Source organism: Streptomyces sp. NC-S4 (assembly GCF_054353315.1).
The window spans coordinates 7491325-7509298 of the sequence record NZ_CM135937.1 but is presented as its reverse complement, the minus strand read 5'-3'; the positions used below and the strand labels follow the sequence as shown (position 1 = coordinate 7509298).

Below are 17974 nucleotides of genomic sequence, written 5' to 3'. Positions count from 1 at the left end.
TCCCCGTCAGGGGGCGAGATTCGGACGCCCGCTCGATCACGTCACGGCGAGCGGCAGGCCGCGGTCGACACCGAGCACCTGCATGGACTTGACCAGCAGGGGTGGTACGCCGCGGAGCAGGAGCTGCGTGCCCGCGCTACGGCAGCGCTGGTGGAGCCGGAGGAAGAGTTCGATGCCCGAGCTGTCGCAGAAGGAGATCCCGGACAAGTCCAGGACCATGTTGCGGCGGCCGAATCCGGCGAGTTCGGCGAGGCGTGGTTCCACTCGTCCCGCCGTATGGAAGTCGAGCTCTCCGGCCAGGGCCATCCTCAGGCCGCGGTCGTCGCGTGCCACGGTCCGCAAGTCGATCAAGGCGGTCGTCATGGTGTCCTCCGCGCTGCGTGCGGCTCCGTCGAGTCGCGCCGTTCCCCGTGCACCCGCAGTTCATCGGGTGCTGAGTGCACTCGGGAAGGCCCGGCAGGCCCTCGGACAGGGCCGAAGGTCCCTCCTCCTCTGCCCACACCGGCCCTGCCGCGCGCAGCGGCAGGCCGATGAGTGCCAATCGGCACTGTCCGTTCCGCCCGTACGGAAGGCAGGATGCCGGTGTTCGCGCGTTCAGGACGAACCAGGCGAAGGAGTTGCGTCATGACCGGCAGCGGTGCCCACTCCCACGCGACGAGCGCGAGCGGCGCGACCGTTCCCATCAGCATCTTCCTGCTCGACGACCACGAGGTCGTGCGCAGAGGGGTGCACGACCTGTTGGACGCCGAGTCCGACCTGACCGTGGTCGGTGAAGCGGGCACGGCGGAACAGGCGCTGATCCGCATCCCCGCACTGCGCCCCCGGGTCGCGATCCTGGACGTACGGCTCCAGGACGGCGACGGAGTCAGCGTCTGCCGGGAGCTGCGCTCACGGATGCCCGAGCTGGCCTGCCTGATGCTCACGTCGTTCGACGACGAGGAGGCGCTGCTGGACGCCGTGATGGCAGGGGCCTCCGGCTACGTCCTCATGCAGATCACCGGCACCGACCTGGTGACCGCGGTACGGACGGTGGCCTCCGGCCAGTCGATGCTCGACCCCGGCGCCACCACGCGGCTGATGGCCCGCATACGCGGCGACGTGCCGAAGGAGGAACAGGTCACGGGTCTTCCCGGCTCCACGGACCGGGAGAAGGAGATCCTCCTCATGGTCAGTGCGGGTCTCACCAACCGGGAGATCGGCAAGCGGCTGTACCTCGCGGAGAAGACCGCCAAGAACATCATCTCGCGGCTCTTCATCAAGCTCGGCGTGGAGCGGCGCGTCCAGGCCGCGGTGATCGCCAGCCACGCGCTGACCCCACCCGGCCGGCACCCGATCCCGGCCGCGGAGTAGGAACCGCCCACGGGAAGGGCCGGGCACGCCGCACGACGGCGAGCCCGGCTTCAACCGTCGATTCGGCGTCAGTGGTGCGGGACGACGGCGACGGGGCAGGCCGCGTGGTGGAGCACGGCATGGGCCACCGAACCGATGCGCGTACCCACCGCCGACTCGCGGACCCGGCGGCCGACGACGACCAGCTGGGCGTCCGAAGCTTCGGACAGCAGCACATGGCCGGCGCTGCCCCGCTCCACGTGCGCGACGACCTCCACCTCGGGAAACCTCAGCCGCCACGGCTCCAGCGCCTGGTCCAGCGCGGCCTTCTCGAACGGCTCCAGCCCGCCGAACTGCTCGGCGATCCACATCGAGCCGGGGCTGTATCCGTACACCGGGGGCAGGTTCCAGGCCCGGACGGCGCGGAGCGGGACCTTGCGCGCCGCGGCCGCCTCGAACGCGACGCGCAGTACCTCGGCGGACTCCTCCACACCACCCTGCTGTCCCACGACGACCTCGCCCTCCTCCGGCACGGCCAGAGGCCTGCCGTGGGCGGAGCGGACGGAGACGACGGGGCACTCGGCGGCAGCGATCACCTGCTGACCGTAGGAACCGAGCAGGAAGCCGAGCAGGGCTCCGTGCCCGCGGGTGCCGAGGATCAGCATCTCGGCTTCCTTGGCGGTGCGCAGCAGGGCCGGCACGGGCGTGTCGCACAGGACTTCCGCGGTGAGCGCGAGCGACGGGTACCGGTGGGTGAGCTCCTGCTCGACCTCCTTCAGGATGTCATCGGCCCGGCGGGACTCGGTTTCGCGGTCCTGGACGATCGGGACGGCGAGCGGCTGCCACAGCCATGCGTGGACCACGTGCAGGGGCAGGTCACGCCGTACGGCTTCCCGCGCGGCCCAGTCCGCGGCGGCCCGGCTCTCCGGGGATCCGTCCACTCCGACAACGAGGGTGCGCTTCACAGGTCTGTCCTCCGTACTGATGCGAGAGGCATCGGGGTCGGCCGGCGGGGATGGGCGGTGCCGGCCGGGGGAAGACCGGCGCCACCGGGATTCACCTTGCTCGTGCCGGGCAGGGGCGCAGAAGGGCCAACGGTCCCTCCTCGAGGGCCGGTCCTCCTCTCGCGGCCGCACCACAGCAGGGGCAGGGTGTCGGTATCGGCCCCGTCGACGAACGTCCCGGACCCCTCGTACGCAGGAGCGGACATGACCGCGTTGACCGCGCACTCGATCTCGCAGCTGGACGCCCACTGGCGCGCCGCGAACTACCTGGCCGTCGGCCAGATCTACCTCATGGGCAACCCCCTGCTGGCCGAACCGCTCCGGCCGGAGCACATCAAGCCGCGGCTGCTCGGCCACTGGGGCACCTCCCCCGGCCTCAACCTGGTGCACACCCACCTCAACCGCGTCATCGGGGAACGCTCGCTGGAGGCCCTGTGCGTCTGGGGCCCGGGCCACGGCGGACCCGCCGTGCTCGCCAACTCCTGGCTGGAAGGGACATACAGCGAGACGTATCCGGACGTCAGCCGCGACGCCGACGGCATGGCCAAGCTGTTCCGGCAGTTCTCCTTCCCCGGCGGGGTGCCGAGCCACGTGGCGCCCGAGACGCCCGGCTCCGTCCACGAGGGCGGGGAACTGGGATACGCCCTCTCCCACGCCTACGGAGCCGCCTTCGACCACCCCGGCCTGCTGGTGGCCTGCGTCATCGGCGACGGCGAGGCGGAGACCGGACCGCTCGCGGCTTCCTGGCATTCGAACAAGTTCCTGGACCCGGTCCACGACGGGGCGGTCCTGCCGATCCTGCACCTGAACGGCTACAAGATCGCCAACCCGACCGTCCTGTCCCGGATCCCCGAGGCCGAGCTCGACGCGCTGCTGCGCGGCTACGGGCACGACCCGCTGTACGTGACCGGCAGCGACCCCGCCCAGGTGCACCACGCCATGGCCCGCGCGCTGGACCACGCCTTGGACCGCATCGCCCTCATCCAGCGGGAGGCACGGGCGACGGGCACCGGCCCCGGGCGGGAGTGCGCACGCTGGCCGATGATCGTGCTGCGCACGCCCAAGGGCTGGACCGGTCCGGCGCACGTCGACGGCGACCCGGTCGAGGGCACCTGGCGCGCCCACCAGGTCCCGCTCGCCGGGGTGCGCGAGAACCCGGCCCACCTGCGGCAGCTGGAGGACTGGCTGCGCTCGTACCGGCCGGAGGAACTCTTCGACGCCGACGGCCGCCCAACGGCGCAGGTCCTGGCCTGCGTGCCGGACGGCGAGCGGCGCCTCGGCGCCGTGCCGTACGCGAACGGGGGCCGGCTGCTGCGGCCGCTCCCGCTGCCCGCGCTCGACCAGCACGCCGTCCCCGTCGCCAAACCGGGCGGCACCCTCCACGAACCGACCCGCGTCCTCGGCCGCTTCCTCACCCAGATCATGCGGGAGACGGCCGGGCGGAGGGACTTCAGGGTCGTCGGTCCGGACGAGACCGCCTCGAACCGGCTGGACGACCTGTACGAGGCCACCGGCAAGGCCTGGCAGGGCATCACGGAGGCCACGGACCGGAACCTGTCCCGCGACGGCCGGGTCATGGAGATCCTCTCCGAACACGTCTGCCAGGGCTGGCTGGAGGGCTACCTCCTCACCGGCCGCCACGGCCTCTTCTCCACCTACGAGGCCTTCGCCCACATCGTCGACTCCATGGTCGCCCAGCACATCAAGTGGCTGAAGACCTCGCGCGAACTGTCATGGCGCGCGCCGATCGCCTCCCTCAACTACCTGCTCACCTCCCACGTCTGGCGCCAGGACAACAACGGCTTCTCCCACCAGGACCCCGGCTTCGTCGACCACGTCCTCAACAAGAGCCCCGAGGTCGTACGGGTCTACCTGCCGCCGGACGCCAACACCCTGCTCGCCGTGGCCGACCACGCCCTGCGCAGCCGTGACCAGGTCAACGTGATCGTCGCCGGCAAACAGCCCTGCTTCGACTGGCTGCCCATCGACGCGGCCCGCACCCACGTGACGCGCGGCGCCGGCATCTGGGAGTGGGCGGGAACCGACCACGGCTCCCGCGAACCGGACGTCGTACTCGCCTGCGCCGGCGACGTGCCCACCATGGAGGTGCTGGCCGCCGCGGCCCTGCTGCGCGAGCACCTCCCCTCGCTGGCCGTCCGCGTCGTCAACGTCGTCGACATCGCCCGGCTCATGCCCCACGAGGAACACCCCCACGGCCTGACGAACCCCGAGTACGACGCCCTCTTCACCACCGACAAGCCGGTGATCTTCGCCTACCACGGCTACCCGTGGCTCATCCACCGCCTCGCCTACCGCCGGACCGGCCACCCCCACCTGCACGTCCGCGGCTACAAGGAGTCCGGCACCACGACCACCCCCTTCGACATGGTCGTGCGCAACGACATGGACCGCTACCGGCTCGTCATGGACGTCATCGACCGCGTCCCCGGCCTCGCACGCCGCGCCGAGGGGCTGCGCCGGGCCATGGCCGGCCAGCGCATCCGACACCACGACTGGATCCGCGAACACGGCACCGACCTGCCGGAAGTCGCGGACTGGTCCTGGCCGTACTGATCAGCACGGGAACCAGTGCTGCACGTTCTGAGACGCCGGCACCCAGATGGGGGGGATGAACACAAGCGGGGTCAGCCGACGAACAAGATTCCGCAGGTCCTCAGTCGCGGCCTGCCCCCCTTCCGGAAGGATGGGTTCAGTTCTCTCCCGATCCTGGCCGGTCTTGACCCGGCCCGTGCGCACGTAGTGCGGTCAGACGTTGTTCGTACTCTTCTTCGTCGATCTCGCCTCGGGCGAACCGTTCGGCGAGTACCTGCTTGGCGGAAGGCGCAGCCGGGGGCTGCACTGGGCCCGAGGGGAAGCGGTCGACACTGCGGAGGAGCAGGACGACTCCCGCGACGGCCAAGGCCACGAGGAGGACCATGCTGAACGACATGGCGACCCAGCCCCATCCGCCCATTCCGTGGCCGTACCAGAACATGGCTCACTCTCCTGTTGCGATGGTCTGGGACACGGCCCGCAGGCCATGTCCCCCATGTCCACACTGTCCGTCGGCCCGTGGCGTCTGGGCATGGGCTGGTCGGGGTCACAGGGCCGATAGTCCTATGGCCCAGGGCCATGTCTGCCTCCAGACGGGAGGACCCGAACGAAGGCCGCAATGGGCACACCTTCCCGCCCCGGGCGCCACCGCAAGAGTCGGCTCTTCACCGCAGAAGTTGCGCCAGAAGCCGAGTGCCGACAGCAATGACCACCGTGGCGGCCCAGCGGGTGGGCGCGGTGACGACATGGTGTCCCTCTAGGGTGGCCGGGCGGGCCGGTGGAGGCGAGGCGACCTGGTGAGGAGGGCGTCAGCATGTCGGAGCGGGAGCAGGGGCTGGGCGATGTTCAGCGTGCGCACTGGCAGCAGATCTACGGCGAGCATCCCGGCATGTACGGCGAGGAGCCGTCCGATCCGGCGATCCACGCCGCTGCCGTCTTCGGGGCCGCCGGAGCACGGAAGGTGCTGGAGTTGGGGGCCGGCCATGGCCGTGATGCGCTGTACTTCGCCCGCCAGGGATTCTCCGTACTGGCCACCGACTTCAGCCCGGCGGGCCTGGAACAGCTGCGCGAAGCCGCCGCGGCCCAAGGGGTGGCCGGGCGGGTCACCACGGCGGTCCACGACGTCCACGAGCCTCTGCCACTCGCGAACGCCTCGGTGGATGCCGTGTTCGCGCACATGCTGCTCTGCATGGCGCTGTCCACTCAAGAGATCCATGCCCTGGTCACCGAGGTACGACGGGCACTGCGGCCGGGCGGAGCCTTCGTTTACACGGTCCGCCACACCGGGGACGCCCACTACCGAGCCGGTACCGGGCACGGAGACGACATCTGGGAGCACGGCGGCTTCGCCGTCCACTTCTTCCCCCGCGACCTGGTCGACGCCCTGGCCGGAAGCTGGGCTCTGGACGAGGTCGCCGCGTTCGAGGAAGGCGACCTCCCCCGGCAGCTGTGGCGCGTCACGCAGACCGTCCCTCGGTGAGGACCGTCTGAAGGCTCAGCGCTGTCCGATCTCGGGTTCCGGTTCGGCTTCGTCGTACCGCTCCGATGCTCGGTGCACCCGACGGCGGGCGTCGTCACGCAGTCCTCACCGCACGGGGACCGTGATCACCGGGCAGTGCGCCCGGTGCAGCAGCCCGTGGACAACCGATCCGAGTCGCATGCCCGTGTAACCGCCCTTGCCTCGACGGCCCACGACCACGGCGAGGGCGTGCTCGGCGGCACCGGCGAGCTCCTCCACCGGGTGCCCGGCCAGCACCTCGTGCGTCAACACCACGTCCGGGTACTCCTGCGACCAGCCTGCCGTCGTCTCGGACAGCATGCGTCGTTGCCCTTGGCGCGCGGCCTCCTCGTCGTGGTGCAGGAAGTGCGGGGGCTCCCACACCGACACGGCGCGCAGCCTGGCGTTTCTGAGGTCGGCCTCTTCGAATGCCAGCGCAAGGGCCGCCTTCGAGGAATCGCTCCCGTCGATGCCCACCACCAGGTACGGCGGCTGTTGGGTGACGTGCTCGGCGTCGCCCACGACGACGACCGGACACTCCGCTTGAGCGCTGACAGGGACAACCAGGGAACCGGCGCTGAGGAACTCCGAAGTCCTGCTCAAGTGACGGGAGCCGAGCACGATCATGCGGGCCCGCCCCGACAGCCGGCCGATCTCCGGAGCGGGGAAGCCCTCGAGGACGTCCACGGCCGATTCGACCTCCGGGTCCCGCTCCCTGCTCCAGGCGGCAGCCTCACCGAGGGCATCCGAGGCCGCCCGGTGCAGGGCGATGCTGCGCGGTGCGTCGTCGACGTGTCGCGTGTCGTGCTGCGGAGGTACGGCTACGACGAGTCGCAGCCCTAGGCGGCGTCGCCCGGCCTCGTCCACCGCCCAGGCCAGGGGCAGACGCCAGTCCCTGGCCGGGTCGATGCCGACGACGATCTCCTCGTGTTCGCCCGCGTCGCTCACGATTCGCTCCCGTTCTCGTCCGTGTGGTGCGGAATGAGCTCTACGGGGCAGTGGGCATGATGGACCAGGCTGTGCGTGACCCGCCCGAGGGTGGGCCCGAGGTAGCTGGGTGACCGTCGGCCGCCCATCACCAGCAGGTCCGCCCGGCGCGAAGCCTCGACCAGGACAGAAGCCACTGACGTGCTCTTCTCCGCGTCCACCTGCACGGCCAGGTCCGGGAACTCCTGGCGCACCCGGTCCGCCACCGCGTTCAGGTGATGGACCTGCTCGTTGGCGATTTCCTCCACGTCGTCGAGCAGAGTCACGACCTCGCCGACGGACTGCAGGATGTTCCACACGTGCAGCAGCCGCAGTGAGCCCTCGCGGATCTGTGCCTCGCGTGCGGCGTACCGTGCGCAATCAAGGTCGTGCTCGTCACGGACGGCGGCGAGCACCGCGCCCGTCCCTGCGCCGTTCTCGGTGCCCCTGACGATGATGACGGGCGTCTTCGCCCCCGCTGCGACCTTGAGGCCGACCGATCCGAGCATGAGGGAGCTGAAACCGCCCAGCCCCCGGCTGCCGACCACGATGGTGCCGTCGGGGCCCGCGGCCTGGCGGAGGCTCGGGACCGGTGCCCTGCGGCTGAACTCGGCGTCGACTTGCAGGCCGGGAAACCGCTCCGTGACTGCGGCCACCGTGGCATCCAGTAGTTCCCGGCCTGCCTGGCGGACATGCTCGATGCTCTTCGCCGAGACGTAGAGGACCCGGCCGTCCGTGTCGGACCCGTGCACGATGCGCAGCGGGCACTCGCGGCGTGCGGCCTCCGCCGCCGCCCAGAACGCTGCCCACCGGGCCGGTTCGGAGCCGTCGACACCGACGACGACGGCGCCGAGTTCCGAGCTGCTCGTGGTGCCTTCCACGGTTCCTCCTCAGGGAGCCGCCAGGGGTCGGGCTCTCAGGTCGGCTCTTCGGACTTCTCGGTCAGGACGGCCCTTCAGTAGCTGGCAGGGACCGGTGTGGTCCTGGTTCATGCAATTTCGCGCCGCAGATGCGGCACAGGTCCGATCGGGCCCGGCTCCGGACCATTCGGCCCTCCTCGTCTCTCGGCACGGGGCGGATCGTGGATATCGGCGTCCTCCGGCGTTCCCGTCCGGGTGGATCGCCGTGACGGCAGGAGGTGCCTCATGAAGCACATCAAGGTCGGAGACCTGATGACCGACGAGGTCGTCTCGGTCGTGACGTCCACCCCTTTCAAGGATGTCGCGAAGCTGCTCGCTCAGCACGACATCAGCGGACTCCCGGTCCTCGACGACGAGGACCGGGTGCTCGGCATCGTCTCCGAGAGCGACCTGATCGGCCTCGCAGCCGCCGACCACGCACCGGTGGGCGAGGAGCCCGATACCGGCCGGGGCGGGGCCCCATTCCCGTCCGAGGTGACCTTCACCGCTGGTGAGGCCATGTCCGCACCGGCGGTGACGGTTCACGCGGACGAGACCGCGGCAGGAGCCGCCCGGCTGATGGCCCGCCGAGGCGTCGAGCGGCTGCCGGTCGTGGACGACGAGGACCGACTCGTCGGTATCGTCACCCGCCGTGACCTGCTCTGGCTCTTCCTGCGACCGGACTCGGAGATACGGCACCGCGTGGTCGCGGACGTACTCGTGGACACCATGGGACTGGACGCCGAGGCGGTCACCGTCCACGTGGTCGACGGCATCGTGACACTGGAGGGCCGACTGGAGAGACAAAGCCAGGTTCCGGTCCTGATCCGCCTCACCAGCCAGCTGGACGGGGTGGTCGCAGTCGCCTCCCGCCTGACGGCGACCCTCGATGACTCCCTGCTCACCCCACCGCACCGCAGCGCCTACGGGATGTCCGGGTAGCCGCGCCGTCCCGTGTGGACCGTCCGGGGGACGCCGGGAGACCGCTCGCCGCGTTTGCGGCCGTCACACGACGTGACGCTGTCTCCTTTGAAGGTTCCAAGGCGAGGAGAGGGACCCGGCCATGGATCACTTGATCATCCACAAACAGCCCCGACCCGATGCCGCTTTCATGCTCCAGGACTACGAGCGGGCGCGCGCGGATTTCACTTGGGACGAGGCCAGGTCCCTGCTGTCCGGGCTGCCCGGAGGCGGGCTGAACATCGGCTACGAGGCCGTAGACCGGCATCTGGCGGCCGGCCAGGGCGGGCGGGAAGCACTCCGCTGCATCGCACCCGACGACACCGTCACCCACCTCACTTACGCCGAGCTCGGCGGCCTCACGGGCCGCTTCGCCAACGTCCTCACCTCCTTGGGCGTGGGACAACGGGAGAGGGTTTTCACCCTCCTGGGCCGCTGCCCCGAGCTGTACACGACCGTCTTGGGCACGCTGCGCAGCGCACGCGTGCTGTGCCCGCTCTTCTCGGCCTTCGGCCCCGAGCCCGTGCGCCAGCGGCTGGAGCTGGGCGATGCCCGGATCCTTGTCACCACCGAGGCGCTGTACCGGCGCAAGGTCGAGGAGAACAGGCACCGCTTGCCTCATCTGGACCATGTCCTGCTCGTGGGTCCGGTGACCGATCCGCCGCCTGGCACGCTCTCCTTCGCCGCGCTCATGGACGAGGCTCCGGAGGAGTACACGGTGCCGGCCACCGATCCGGAGGACATGGCGCTGCTGCACTTCACCAGCGGCACGACCGGTACCCCGAAGGGCGCGGTCCACGTGCATGAGGCGGTTGTGGCCCACCACGCGACGGCGGCCTTCGCGCTCGATCTGCGCCGGGAGGACGTGTACTGGTGTACAGCGGACCCGGGATGGGTGACCGGTACCTCGTACGGGATCATCGCCCCACTCACGCACGGCGCGACCGTCGTGGTCGACGAAGGGGACTTCGACGTCCACCGCTGGTACCGCATCCTCGACAACCATCGGGTCACCGTCTGGTACACGGCACCGACCGCCATCCGCATGCTCATGCGTGCGACCCCCAGGGACGGCACCCGAGAGCTGCCCGGGCCGTACGACCTGTCGGATCTGCGCTTCATCGCAAGCGTGGGTGAGCCGCTCAACCCGGAAGCCGTCCTGTGGGGGCAGGAGGTGCTCGGCCTGCCGATCCACGACAACTGGTGGCAGACGGAGACCGGGGCGATCATGATCGCCAACTTCGCGGCCAGCGACATCCGGCCCGGCTCCATGGGACGCCCCCTGCCCGGTGTGGAGGCCGCGTTGCTCGAACGCGGCGAGGACGGACGCGCCGAGGTCACGGAAGGCCGCGTTCGGGTCATCACCGATGCGGGCGTCGAGGGAGAGCTGGCGCTGCGTCCGGGCTGGCCCTCCATGTTCCGGGGCTATCTGAACGAGGAGGCCCGTTACCGGGCCTGCTTCGCAGACGGCTGGTACCTCACCGGCGACCTCGCGAAACGCGACGAGGACGGGTGGTTCTGGTTCGTCGGCCGTGCCGACGACGTCATCAAGTCGGCCGGACACCTCATCGGACCGTTCGAGGTGGAGAGCGCGCTGATGGAGCATCCCGCCGTCGCGGAGGCCGGCGTGATCGGCCGCCCGGACCCGGTCGTGGGAGCCGTCGTCAAGGCATTCGTCTCCCTCCGTCCGGGACTCTCCCCCGACGCGTCCCTCAAGCGAGAACTTCTGGCGTTCGCACGCAGGCGGCTGGGCCCCGCGGTGGCGCCGAGAGAGATCGAGTTCGAGCAGAACCTCCCCAAGACGCGCAGCGGCAAGGTGATGCGCCGTCTGCTGCGCGCCCGGGAACTGGGGTTGCCCGAAGGGGATCTGTCCACGCTGGAGAACCCGGGCTGACCCGCTCGTGAGAGAAGGCGGAACCATGAGCAGCACCACCCCGCAGCACGAAGGAAAAGCCCGGAGCGCGGCACGCAAGAGCGGGCGCAAGAAGGGACCCGCCACCGCCGCACGCGGCAATCCCGACGGGCATCCCACACCCGGCCACCGAAGGTCCCTGCTCCGCCGGATGCTGGCCATCAGGCGGTTCGAGGAAAGATGCGTGGAGCTCTACAGTGGCGCGAAGATCCGTGGTTTCGTCCACCTCTACATCGGTGAGGAAGCCGTCGCTGTGGGCGTCAACCAGGCCCTGCGCGAGGAGGACGCGGTGGTCTCCACCTACCGCGAACACGGGCATGCCCTGGCTCGCGGAGTTTCCGCCGACGCCGTGATGGCCGAGATGTACGGCAAGGCCACGGGCTGCAGCCGCGGTCGCGGCGGCTCGATGCACCTGTTCGACGCCACGCACCGCTTCTACGGTGGCAACGCGATCGTGGCCGGCGGCCTGCCCCTGGCGGCCGGGCTCGCACTCGCCGACCGGATGCGCGGCAGCACCCGCGTCACCTGCTGTTTCTTCGGGGACGGTGCTTTCGCCGAAGGCGAGTTCCATGAGACGGCCAACCTCGCGGCCCTGTGGCGGCTGCCCCTGTTGCTGGTCTGCGAGAACAACTTGTACGCCATGGGCACGAGCCTGGCCCGGGAGCACGCCCAGACCAACCTCGCCATGCGTGCCGCCTCCTACGGAATGCCCGCGTGGACGGTCGACGGCATGGACGTCCTCGCCGTCGAAGCAGCCGCACTCAGGGCGGCGGAGTCCGTGCGTGCAGGCAACGGACCGCACTTCCTCGAGGCACAGACGTACCGGTTCCGCGCCCACTCCATGTACGACCCCGACCGGTACCGGGCCAAGTCCGAGATCGAGGAATGGAAGGTACGCGACCCCCTCAAAGGGCTGGCCGAACTGATGCGTTCCGAAGGGCAGCTCGACGACCGGGTGATGGAAGAACTCGACAAGGAAGTACTCGCCGAGATCGACCAGTCCGTACAGCGGGCCGAGAAGGCCCCGCTCGAACCGGTCTCGGACCTGCTCCGCTTCGTCACGAGCGAAACCGGGGGCGCGGCATGAGCACACGGAAGGCACCGACCGGAACTTCCCGGCCGACTACCTATCGGGAGGCGCTCCGTGAGGGGCTACGCGAAGCCCTGCTGCAGGACGAACGGGTCTTCCTCATGGGCGAGGACGTGGGCCGGTACGGCGGATGCTTCGGCGTCAGCCTGGGCCTGCTCGAAGAGTTCGGACCTGACCGTATCCGCGACACGCCTTTGTCCGAATCCGGATTCGTCGGCGCGGGCATCGGCGCCGCACTCGGCGGGATGCGGCCCGTGGTCGAGATCATGACCGTCAATTTCAGTCTCCTGGCCCTGGACCAGATCCTCAACAACGCGGCCACACTGCTCCACATGTCGGGCGGGCAGCTGAGCGTCCCCGTCGTGATCCGCATGACCACCGGGGCAGGCCGACAGCTCGGCGCCCAGCACTCCCACAGCCTCGAAGGCTGGTACGCCCACATCCCCGGCATCAGGGTGCTGGCACCCGCGACGGTCGACGACGCGCGCCACATGCTCGCAGCCGCCCTCGCGGACCCCGATCCGGTGCTGCTCTTCGAACACGGCAGTCTCTACAACGCGGAGGGCTCGCTGGACGCCACCGTTGGTGCCGTCGATCTCGACACGGCGGCCGTACGCCGGCCGGGTACGGACGTCTCGGTGATCACGTACGGCGGCTCCCTGCCGAAGGCCATGGCCGCAGCGGAAACCCTTGCCGGGGAGGGCATCAGCGCAGAGGTCGTGGACCTACGCACCCTGCGCCCCCTCGACGACGCCACCGTCATGGCGTCCGTCGGCCGAACCCACCGGGCCGTGATCGTCGACGAGGCATGGCGCAGCGGCAGCCTGGCCGCGGAAATCTCGTCCCGCATCACCGAGCAGGCGTTCTACGAGCTCGATGCCCCCGTTCAGCGCGTATGCAGCGCGGAGGTCCCCATTCCCTATGCCCGGCAGCTCGAAGAAGCGGCGCTTCCCCAGCCCGCGACCATCGTGGACGCCGTTCGTCGGGCGGTGAGCTGACATGGCCGACTTCACCATGCCCTCCCTCGGCGCGGACATGGACGAGGGCACCCTCGTGGAATGGCTGGTAGGACCCGGTGACACCGTCACGAAGGGCGATGTCGTCGCCGTCGTGGAGACGGCGAAGTCGACGATCGAAGTCGAATGCTTCGACTCGGGAACGGTCGGTACACTCCTCGTCGACCCAGGGACCACCGTGCCGGTCGGCACACGGATGGCCGTCATCAACACGGAAACTGAGCCTCCGGCCGCCGTCCCTGCCCCTGCCACTCCTTCTGCGAAGCAGCCGACGGCCCCGGCCTCCGAACTGCAAGCCGTTCCGGGCCGCACCACAACCGGGGGCGGGGACACCGTGTCCACTCCCCTGGTGAGGCACTTGGCCGAGCGGAAGGGCATCGACCTGTCGTCCGTGCACGGTTCCGGCAAGGGCGGTCGGATCACCCGTTCCGACGTGGAGCACGCGCCGGCCGACGGGCCACATCGGGTGAAGGCCTCGCCGCTCGCCCGCAGGCTGGCCCAGTCGTCGGGCATCGACCTGAGCGCCCTGCGGGGAACCGGACAGGGCGGCACGATCCGGGCCGGCGATGTACGGGCCGCCACGACGGGCCCTCCGGCCCGTACGGTCGAAGGCCACGCACAGGCGCGCCCGTCTTCGGCGACGGCCGAGCCCGCGTATCCGGCGCGTGCGGCGATCGCGGCTCTGATGACCCGCGCCAACCGCGAGATCCCCCACTACTACTTGTCGACGACGATCGACCTGGCCGTCGCGATGGCGTGGATGCGCGACCGGAACGCGAGCAGGCCCGTGGTGGAACGGCTCGTGCCGGCGGCCCTGCTGCTCAAATCGGTTGCCCTGGCAGCACGCCAAGTGCCGGAACTGAACGGCTACTGGAAGGACGAGGCGTTCGTCCCCTCGCACACCGTGCGACTCGGTGTCGCGGTGTCCCTGCGCGGCGGCGGCCTGGTCGCGCCGGCGCTGACCGACGCCGACACGATGCCGCTGCCGGAGCTCATGGCGACGCTGAAGGGACTGGTCTCGCGGGCGCGTGGCGGCCGACTGCGGGCCTCGGAGACCGCCGACCCGACGCTGACCGTGACCAACCTCGGTGATCAGGGGGTGGAGGCGGTCTTCGGGGTGATCTACCCGCCGCAGGTCGCGCTCGTCGGTCTGGGGCGTGTCATCGAGCAGCCGGTAGCCGTGAACGGGATGCTCACGGTGCACCCGACCGTCACGGCCACGCTCTCCGCCGACCACCGTGCGAGCGACGGTGCGACCGGGGCGCGATTCCTGACGTCCATCGACCGCCTGCTCCAACGACCGGAGGAACTGTGAACCGTGACGAGGCCCTCGTACTGATCAAGAACGTGCTGACAGACGTGGTTCCCGGCGCCGACGCGGCCGCTCTCACGCGGGACGAGAACTTCCGGGAAAGCCTGGAGATGGACTCGCTCGACTTCCTCAACTTCATCGAGGCGCTGAGCGAGCGCACCGGTCTCGCCCTGCCCGAGACCGACTATTCGGCATTGAACACCCTGGACGGCTGCGCCGACTACGTCGCCTCACGCTCCTCCGTGGAGTAGCGGGGGCTGATCGGTCCCACATGGGGCCACTCGGCCCCTCCTCGGTCACCGCGCCGCAGGTGACGCTGGAAGAGGGCCACGGTCCCGCGGCACCCAAGGAGGTCTCGCCATGAAGCACCATGTGACCGTCGGCGTCGACGGCTCTCCCGAGAGCCGGGCCGCGGCCCGTTGGGGCGCCCGGGAAGCGGTCTTGCGGGAAGTCCCGCTGAGGCTGGTCCACGCTGTCGACTGGCTGATCAGCCCCGCGGTACCGGGGCCGGGCCGCGAAGCGGCCGACCGTTGGGCCGACGAGGCGCTCACCGACGCGGCGGAGGACGTGCGACGCCGGCATCCCGGGCTGGAGGTCTCGACCAGATGCCTCTCCGGTCGGCCGGCGGCAGCCCTGGCCGCGGAGGCGGCCGACGCCGGGCTGCTCGTACTCGGCTCCCGCGGGGTGGGGGGCCTGGTCGGATTCCTCATCGGCTCAGTGAGCTTGTCGACACTCGTGGCCACCGAGACGCCAGTGGTGCTCGTCCGCGTGTCGGACGAGCGCGACGAGGCCCAGCCCACCCGGTACGGGGAGATCGTTCTGGGCGTCGACATCCACGAGGCGGCGGACAAGGTATTGGCTTTCGCCTTCGAGGAAGCCGACCGTCGGGGCTGCGCCCTGCGTGCGATCCACGGCTGGAAGATGCCCTCCATGTACCAGTACGCGCCCTTCTTCGACCCGGAGAACGAGCGGGAGGTCGGCCGGAGTGTCACCCGGATGCTCGACGACATGCTGCTGCCGTGGCGGCACAAGTTCCCGTCCGTGAGCGTCACCCACGAGGCGTTCGAGGGGCCCGCCGACGAGCAGCTCGTCCAGGCCGCGGCGAGCGCGGACCTGGTCATCGTGGGTCGTCACCTGCGCCGCTCGCCTCTGGGCGTACATCTGGGGTCCGTGGCCCATGCGGTCCTGCACCACGCCACTGCGCCCGTCGCGGTCATCGCTCACGACTGACGGCCCCATTCACAAGGAGATCGGACCATGTCTCATCGCACTGTCGCAGACGTCATGACCCGGAACGTGGCCACGGCGAGCCCCGAAGCGTCACTCAAGACGGTCGCCCGGAGCCTCAACGACAACGGAGTCTCGGCCCTGCCCGTCGTGGACACCCGTCGCCACCCGATCGGCATCGTCTCCGAAGCCGACCTGCTCCGCAGGCAGGCCGGGCTGCCCGACACCGAAGGACGCGACCCCATGCACACCACGTCGTCCATGGACCGTGCCTCGATGGGCGCCCGGACCGCCGGCGATCTGATGTCCACTCCCGTCCTGACCGCCCGGCCGGAGTGGGGCATCGTCGAGACGGCCCGCTTCCTGCACGAGCGAGGCGTCAAGCGCCTGCCGGTGGTCGACGAGACCGGAACCCTGGTGGGCATCGTCAGCCGCACCGACCTGCTGCGCCCCATGCTCCGCAACGATGACGCCATCCGCGACGAGATCGTCGACGACGTACTGGGCCGGACCCTCAGGATGACCCCGGGAGGCGTTGCGGTGACCGTGAGCGAAGGGGTTGTCTCCTTGAGCGGCCGGGTCGAGGAGCGGTCCACCATTCCGGTTGTCGAACGACTGTGCCGGTCGGTCGACGGGGTCGTCAGCGTGGACCAATCCCTTGGTTACGCGGTCGACGACCTGTCTCCGGTTGCCGACCCTCACGATGCCCTGCATTGAACCCTCGCGACAAAGGGCGGAAAGAGCCCACCCGCTTCTCGCGGATCCCGATCGTGCGGTGCACGGCCACCAGCCGCTTCTCCGCATCCTCTCAGGGACTCTTTCCGTCAATTTCATAAAAGCACGCCCGACACCTGGACAACAGGGCCGATCAGCCCGAAATGATCCCCTGGCGGCCCTACCGCCGACGGGCACGGGTGTCCACGCTCGGACGTATCGGGACGCCGTTCTGGAGGCATCATGAAGCACCTTCGCACCGTCGAGGACGTAATGACGCATGCCGTCATCTCCGTCGACCGCAGAACACCGTTCAAGGAAGTCGTGGAGGCCATGCGGCAGTGGCGGATCAGCGCCCTGCCCGTCCTGTCGGAGGAAGGACGGGTCGCCGGCGTGGTGTCCGAAGCGGATCTGCTGCTCAAGGCCCAGGGTGCGGACGAGTCCCGCGCAGTCACCGCCGGGCAGCTGATGACCGTACCCGCGGTCACCGTGACCAAGGACGCCACCATCCCCGGCGCCGCCCGCCTGATGGCCCGCGGCCACCTCAAGCGGCTGCCCGTCGTCGACGGCGACGGCCGCCTGATCGGCGTCGTCAGCCGGGGCGACCTCCTCAAGATCTATCTCCGCCCCGACGCCGACATCGCCGAGGAGCTGCGCGAACTGATCATGGCCGAGCTCATCCCCGCCGGATCGGCCATGGTGCAGGTCCACGTGGCCGACGGCATCGTGCACCTGGACGGCTCCCTTCCCGACCCGGCCCTGAAGGACGTGCTGGTGCGTGTCGCACGCACCGTACCGGGCGTCGTGGACGTCACGGCCGTGCGCCTCGACACCGAAGTCCGCACGTGAAGGAGGCCGACGATGAGGCACCGCAGCGTCGCCGACCTGATGACCCCGACAGCCGTCAGCGTCCGGCGGGGCACCCCGTTCAAGGAAATCGCCAGGCTCCTCAAAGATTTCGACATCTCCGCCGTGCCCGTGGTGGACGAGGCCGAACGTCCCGTGGGCGTCGTCTCCGAAGCCGACCTGCTCCGCAAGCGCAGCTCCGGCAGCGGCACGAACACGGCCGCCGATCTCATGACCAGCCCCGCCATCACGGCCCGGACCGAATGGAGCGTCGTCCGCGCGGCGCGAGTCATGCGGGGGCGCCAGGTCAAGAGACTGCCCGTGGTGGACGCCGCCGGCCGACTGATCGGCATCCTGAGCCGTAGCGACCTGCTTCAGCTCTTCCTTCGCAGGGACCACGCGATCCAGGAGGAAATCCTCGAAGACGTGGTGACCCACACCCTCGGCCTCAGCCCCTCGTCGTTGACCGTCGACGTCACCGACGGGCTGGTGACCCTCAGCGGCACCGTAAGCCGACGCAGCCTGGTCCCCATCGTGCTGCGCCTGTGCCAGAGCGTCGACGGCGTCGTCGACGTGGTCAACCGGCTCGACTACGCGCAGGACGACGTGTCGGTCGGCGCCCGAACGCCCACCGAGCGGTAGGAGAAG

Annotated in this window: 18 protein-coding genes; 13 read left to right on the top strand and 5 right to left on the bottom strand. The window is 69.9% G+C overall.

Features of this window, described 5'->3' with window-relative positions; genetic code table 11:
* Window positions 1-36: 36 nt before the first annotated feature.
* Window positions 37-363, bottom strand: coding sequence for an STAS domain-containing protein (locus tag ACXNSR_RS33655; protein WP_458639119.1), 327 nt, complete (start codon window positions 361-363; stop codon window positions 37-39).
* 261 nt (window positions 364-624) lie between these two features.
* Between ACXNSR_RS33655 and ACXNSR_RS33650 the strand changes: the two genes are divergently transcribed.
* On the top strand, window positions 625-1350 hold the full coding sequence (locus tag ACXNSR_RS33650; protein WP_458639118.1) for a response regulator: 726 nt from the start codon (window positions 625-627) through the stop codon (window positions 1348-1350).
* Between the two features lie 68 nt (window positions 1351-1418).
* On the opposite strand, the gene ACXNSR_RS33645 is transcribed toward ACXNSR_RS33650, so the two are convergent.
* The gene (locus tag ACXNSR_RS33645) at window positions 1419-2294 is read right to left on the bottom strand and encodes a universal stress protein (protein ID WP_458639117.1); all 876 of its coding nucleotides are present in this window, start codon (window positions 2292-2294) and stop codon (window positions 1419-1421) included.
* 243 nt (window positions 2295-2537) lie between these two features.
* On the opposite strand from ACXNSR_RS33645, the gene ACXNSR_RS33640 reads away from it, so the two are divergent.
* Entirely contained in the window at window positions 2538-4907 is a 2370-nt protein-coding gene (locus ACXNSR_RS33640; protein ID WP_458639116.1) for a phosphoketolase family protein, read from the top strand.
* Window positions 4908-5043: 136 nt separating this feature from the next.
* On the opposite strand, the gene ACXNSR_RS33635 is transcribed toward ACXNSR_RS33640, so the two are convergent.
* Window positions 5044-5328 (bottom strand): SHOCT domain-containing protein, encoded by a 285-nt coding sequence (locus ACXNSR_RS33635; RefSeq protein ID WP_458639115.1) that lies wholly within the window; start codon window positions 5326-5328, stop codon window positions 5044-5046.
* Between the two features lie 372 nt (window positions 5329-5700).
* On the opposite strand from ACXNSR_RS33635, the gene ACXNSR_RS33630 reads away from it, so the two are divergent.
* Complete coding sequence (locus tag ACXNSR_RS33630) at window positions 5701-6366, top strand: class I SAM-dependent methyltransferase (protein ID WP_458639114.1); 666 nt, start codon at window positions 5701-5703, stop codon at window positions 6364-6366.
* 105 nt (window positions 6367-6471) lie between these two features.
* Here ACXNSR_RS33630 and ACXNSR_RS33625 read toward each other — a convergent pair whose 3' ends face one another.
* Both ACXNSR_RS33625 and ACXNSR_RS33620 read right to left on the bottom strand, forming a co-directional pair.
* Window positions 6472-7332, bottom strand: coding sequence for a universal stress protein (locus ACXNSR_RS33625; RefSeq protein WP_458639113.1), 861 nt, complete (start codon window positions 7330-7332; stop codon window positions 6472-6474).
* Window positions 7329-8231: a universal stress protein gene (locus ACXNSR_RS33620; RefSeq protein WP_458639112.1), complete on the bottom strand. Its 903-nt coding sequence runs from the start codon at window positions 8229-8231 to the stop codon at window positions 7329-7331. Before ACXNSR_RS33620 ends, ACXNSR_RS33625 begins: the two co-directional genes overlap by 4 nt.
* 264 nt (window positions 8232-8495) lie before the next feature.
* Here ACXNSR_RS33620 and ACXNSR_RS33615 point away from each other — a divergent pair, with 264 nt between their 5' ends.
* From ACXNSR_RS33615 to ACXNSR_RS33570, 10 genes are all read left to right on the top strand, one after another.
* Window positions 8496-9191 (top strand): CBS domain-containing protein, encoded by a 696-nt coding sequence (locus ACXNSR_RS33615; RefSeq protein WP_458639111.1) that lies wholly within the window; start codon window positions 8496-8498, stop codon window positions 9189-9191.
* Window positions 9192-9312: 121 nt separating this feature from the next.
* A complete protein-coding gene (acsA, locus tag ACXNSR_RS33610) occupies window positions 9313-11103 on the top strand; it encodes an acetate--CoA ligase (protein WP_458639110.1) in 1791 nt (596 codons plus the stop codon).
* A 25-nt stretch (window positions 11104-11128) separates the two neighbouring features.
* A complete protein-coding gene (gene pdhA, locus ACXNSR_RS33605) occupies window positions 11129-12208 on the top strand; it encodes a pyruvate dehydrogenase (acetyl-transferring) E1 component subunit alpha (protein ID WP_458639109.1) in 1080 nt (359 codons plus the stop codon).
* Window positions 12205-13209 carry an alpha-ketoacid dehydrogenase subunit beta gene (locus ACXNSR_RS33600; protein ID WP_458639108.1) on the top strand — a complete coding sequence of 335 codons (1005 nt, stop codon included), beginning with the start codon at window positions 12205-12207 and terminating at the stop codon, window positions 13207-13209. The genes pdhA and ACXNSR_RS33600 overlap by 4 nt, the downstream gene beginning before the upstream one ends.
* A gap of 1 nt (window position 13210) precedes the next feature.
* Complete coding sequence (locus ACXNSR_RS33595) at window positions 13211-14542, top strand: dihydrolipoamide acetyltransferase family protein (protein ID WP_458639107.1); 1332 nt, start codon at window positions 13211-13213, stop codon at window positions 14540-14542.
* On the top strand, window positions 14539-14790 hold the full coding sequence (locus ACXNSR_RS33590; protein WP_458639106.1) for an acyl carrier protein: 252 nt from the start codon (window positions 14539-14541) through the stop codon (window positions 14788-14790). The genes ACXNSR_RS33595 and ACXNSR_RS33590 overlap by 4 nt, the downstream gene beginning before the upstream one ends.
* 109 nt (window positions 14791-14899) lie before the next feature.
* A complete protein-coding gene (locus tag ACXNSR_RS33585; RefSeq protein ID WP_458639105.1) occupies window positions 14900-15769 on the top strand; it encodes a universal stress protein in 870 nt (289 codons plus the stop codon).
* Between the two features lie 27 nt (window positions 15770-15796).
* The gene (locus ACXNSR_RS33580) at window positions 15797-16483 is read left to right on the top strand and encodes a CBS domain-containing protein (protein ID WP_453422864.1); all 687 of its coding nucleotides are present in this window, start codon (window positions 15797-15799) and stop codon (window positions 16481-16483) included.
* Between the two features lie 240 nt (window positions 16484-16723).
* Window positions 16724-17329, top strand: a complete 606-nt coding sequence (locus ACXNSR_RS33575) for a CBS domain-containing protein (protein ID WP_458639104.1) — start codon at window positions 16724-16726, stop codon at window positions 17327-17329.
* A gap of 12 nt (window positions 17330-17341) precedes the next feature.
* Entirely contained in the window at window positions 17342-17968 is a 627-nt protein-coding gene (locus ACXNSR_RS33570; RefSeq protein WP_458639103.1) for a CBS domain-containing protein, read from the top strand.
* The last annotated feature ends 6 nt before the right edge of the window (window positions 17969-17974 follow it).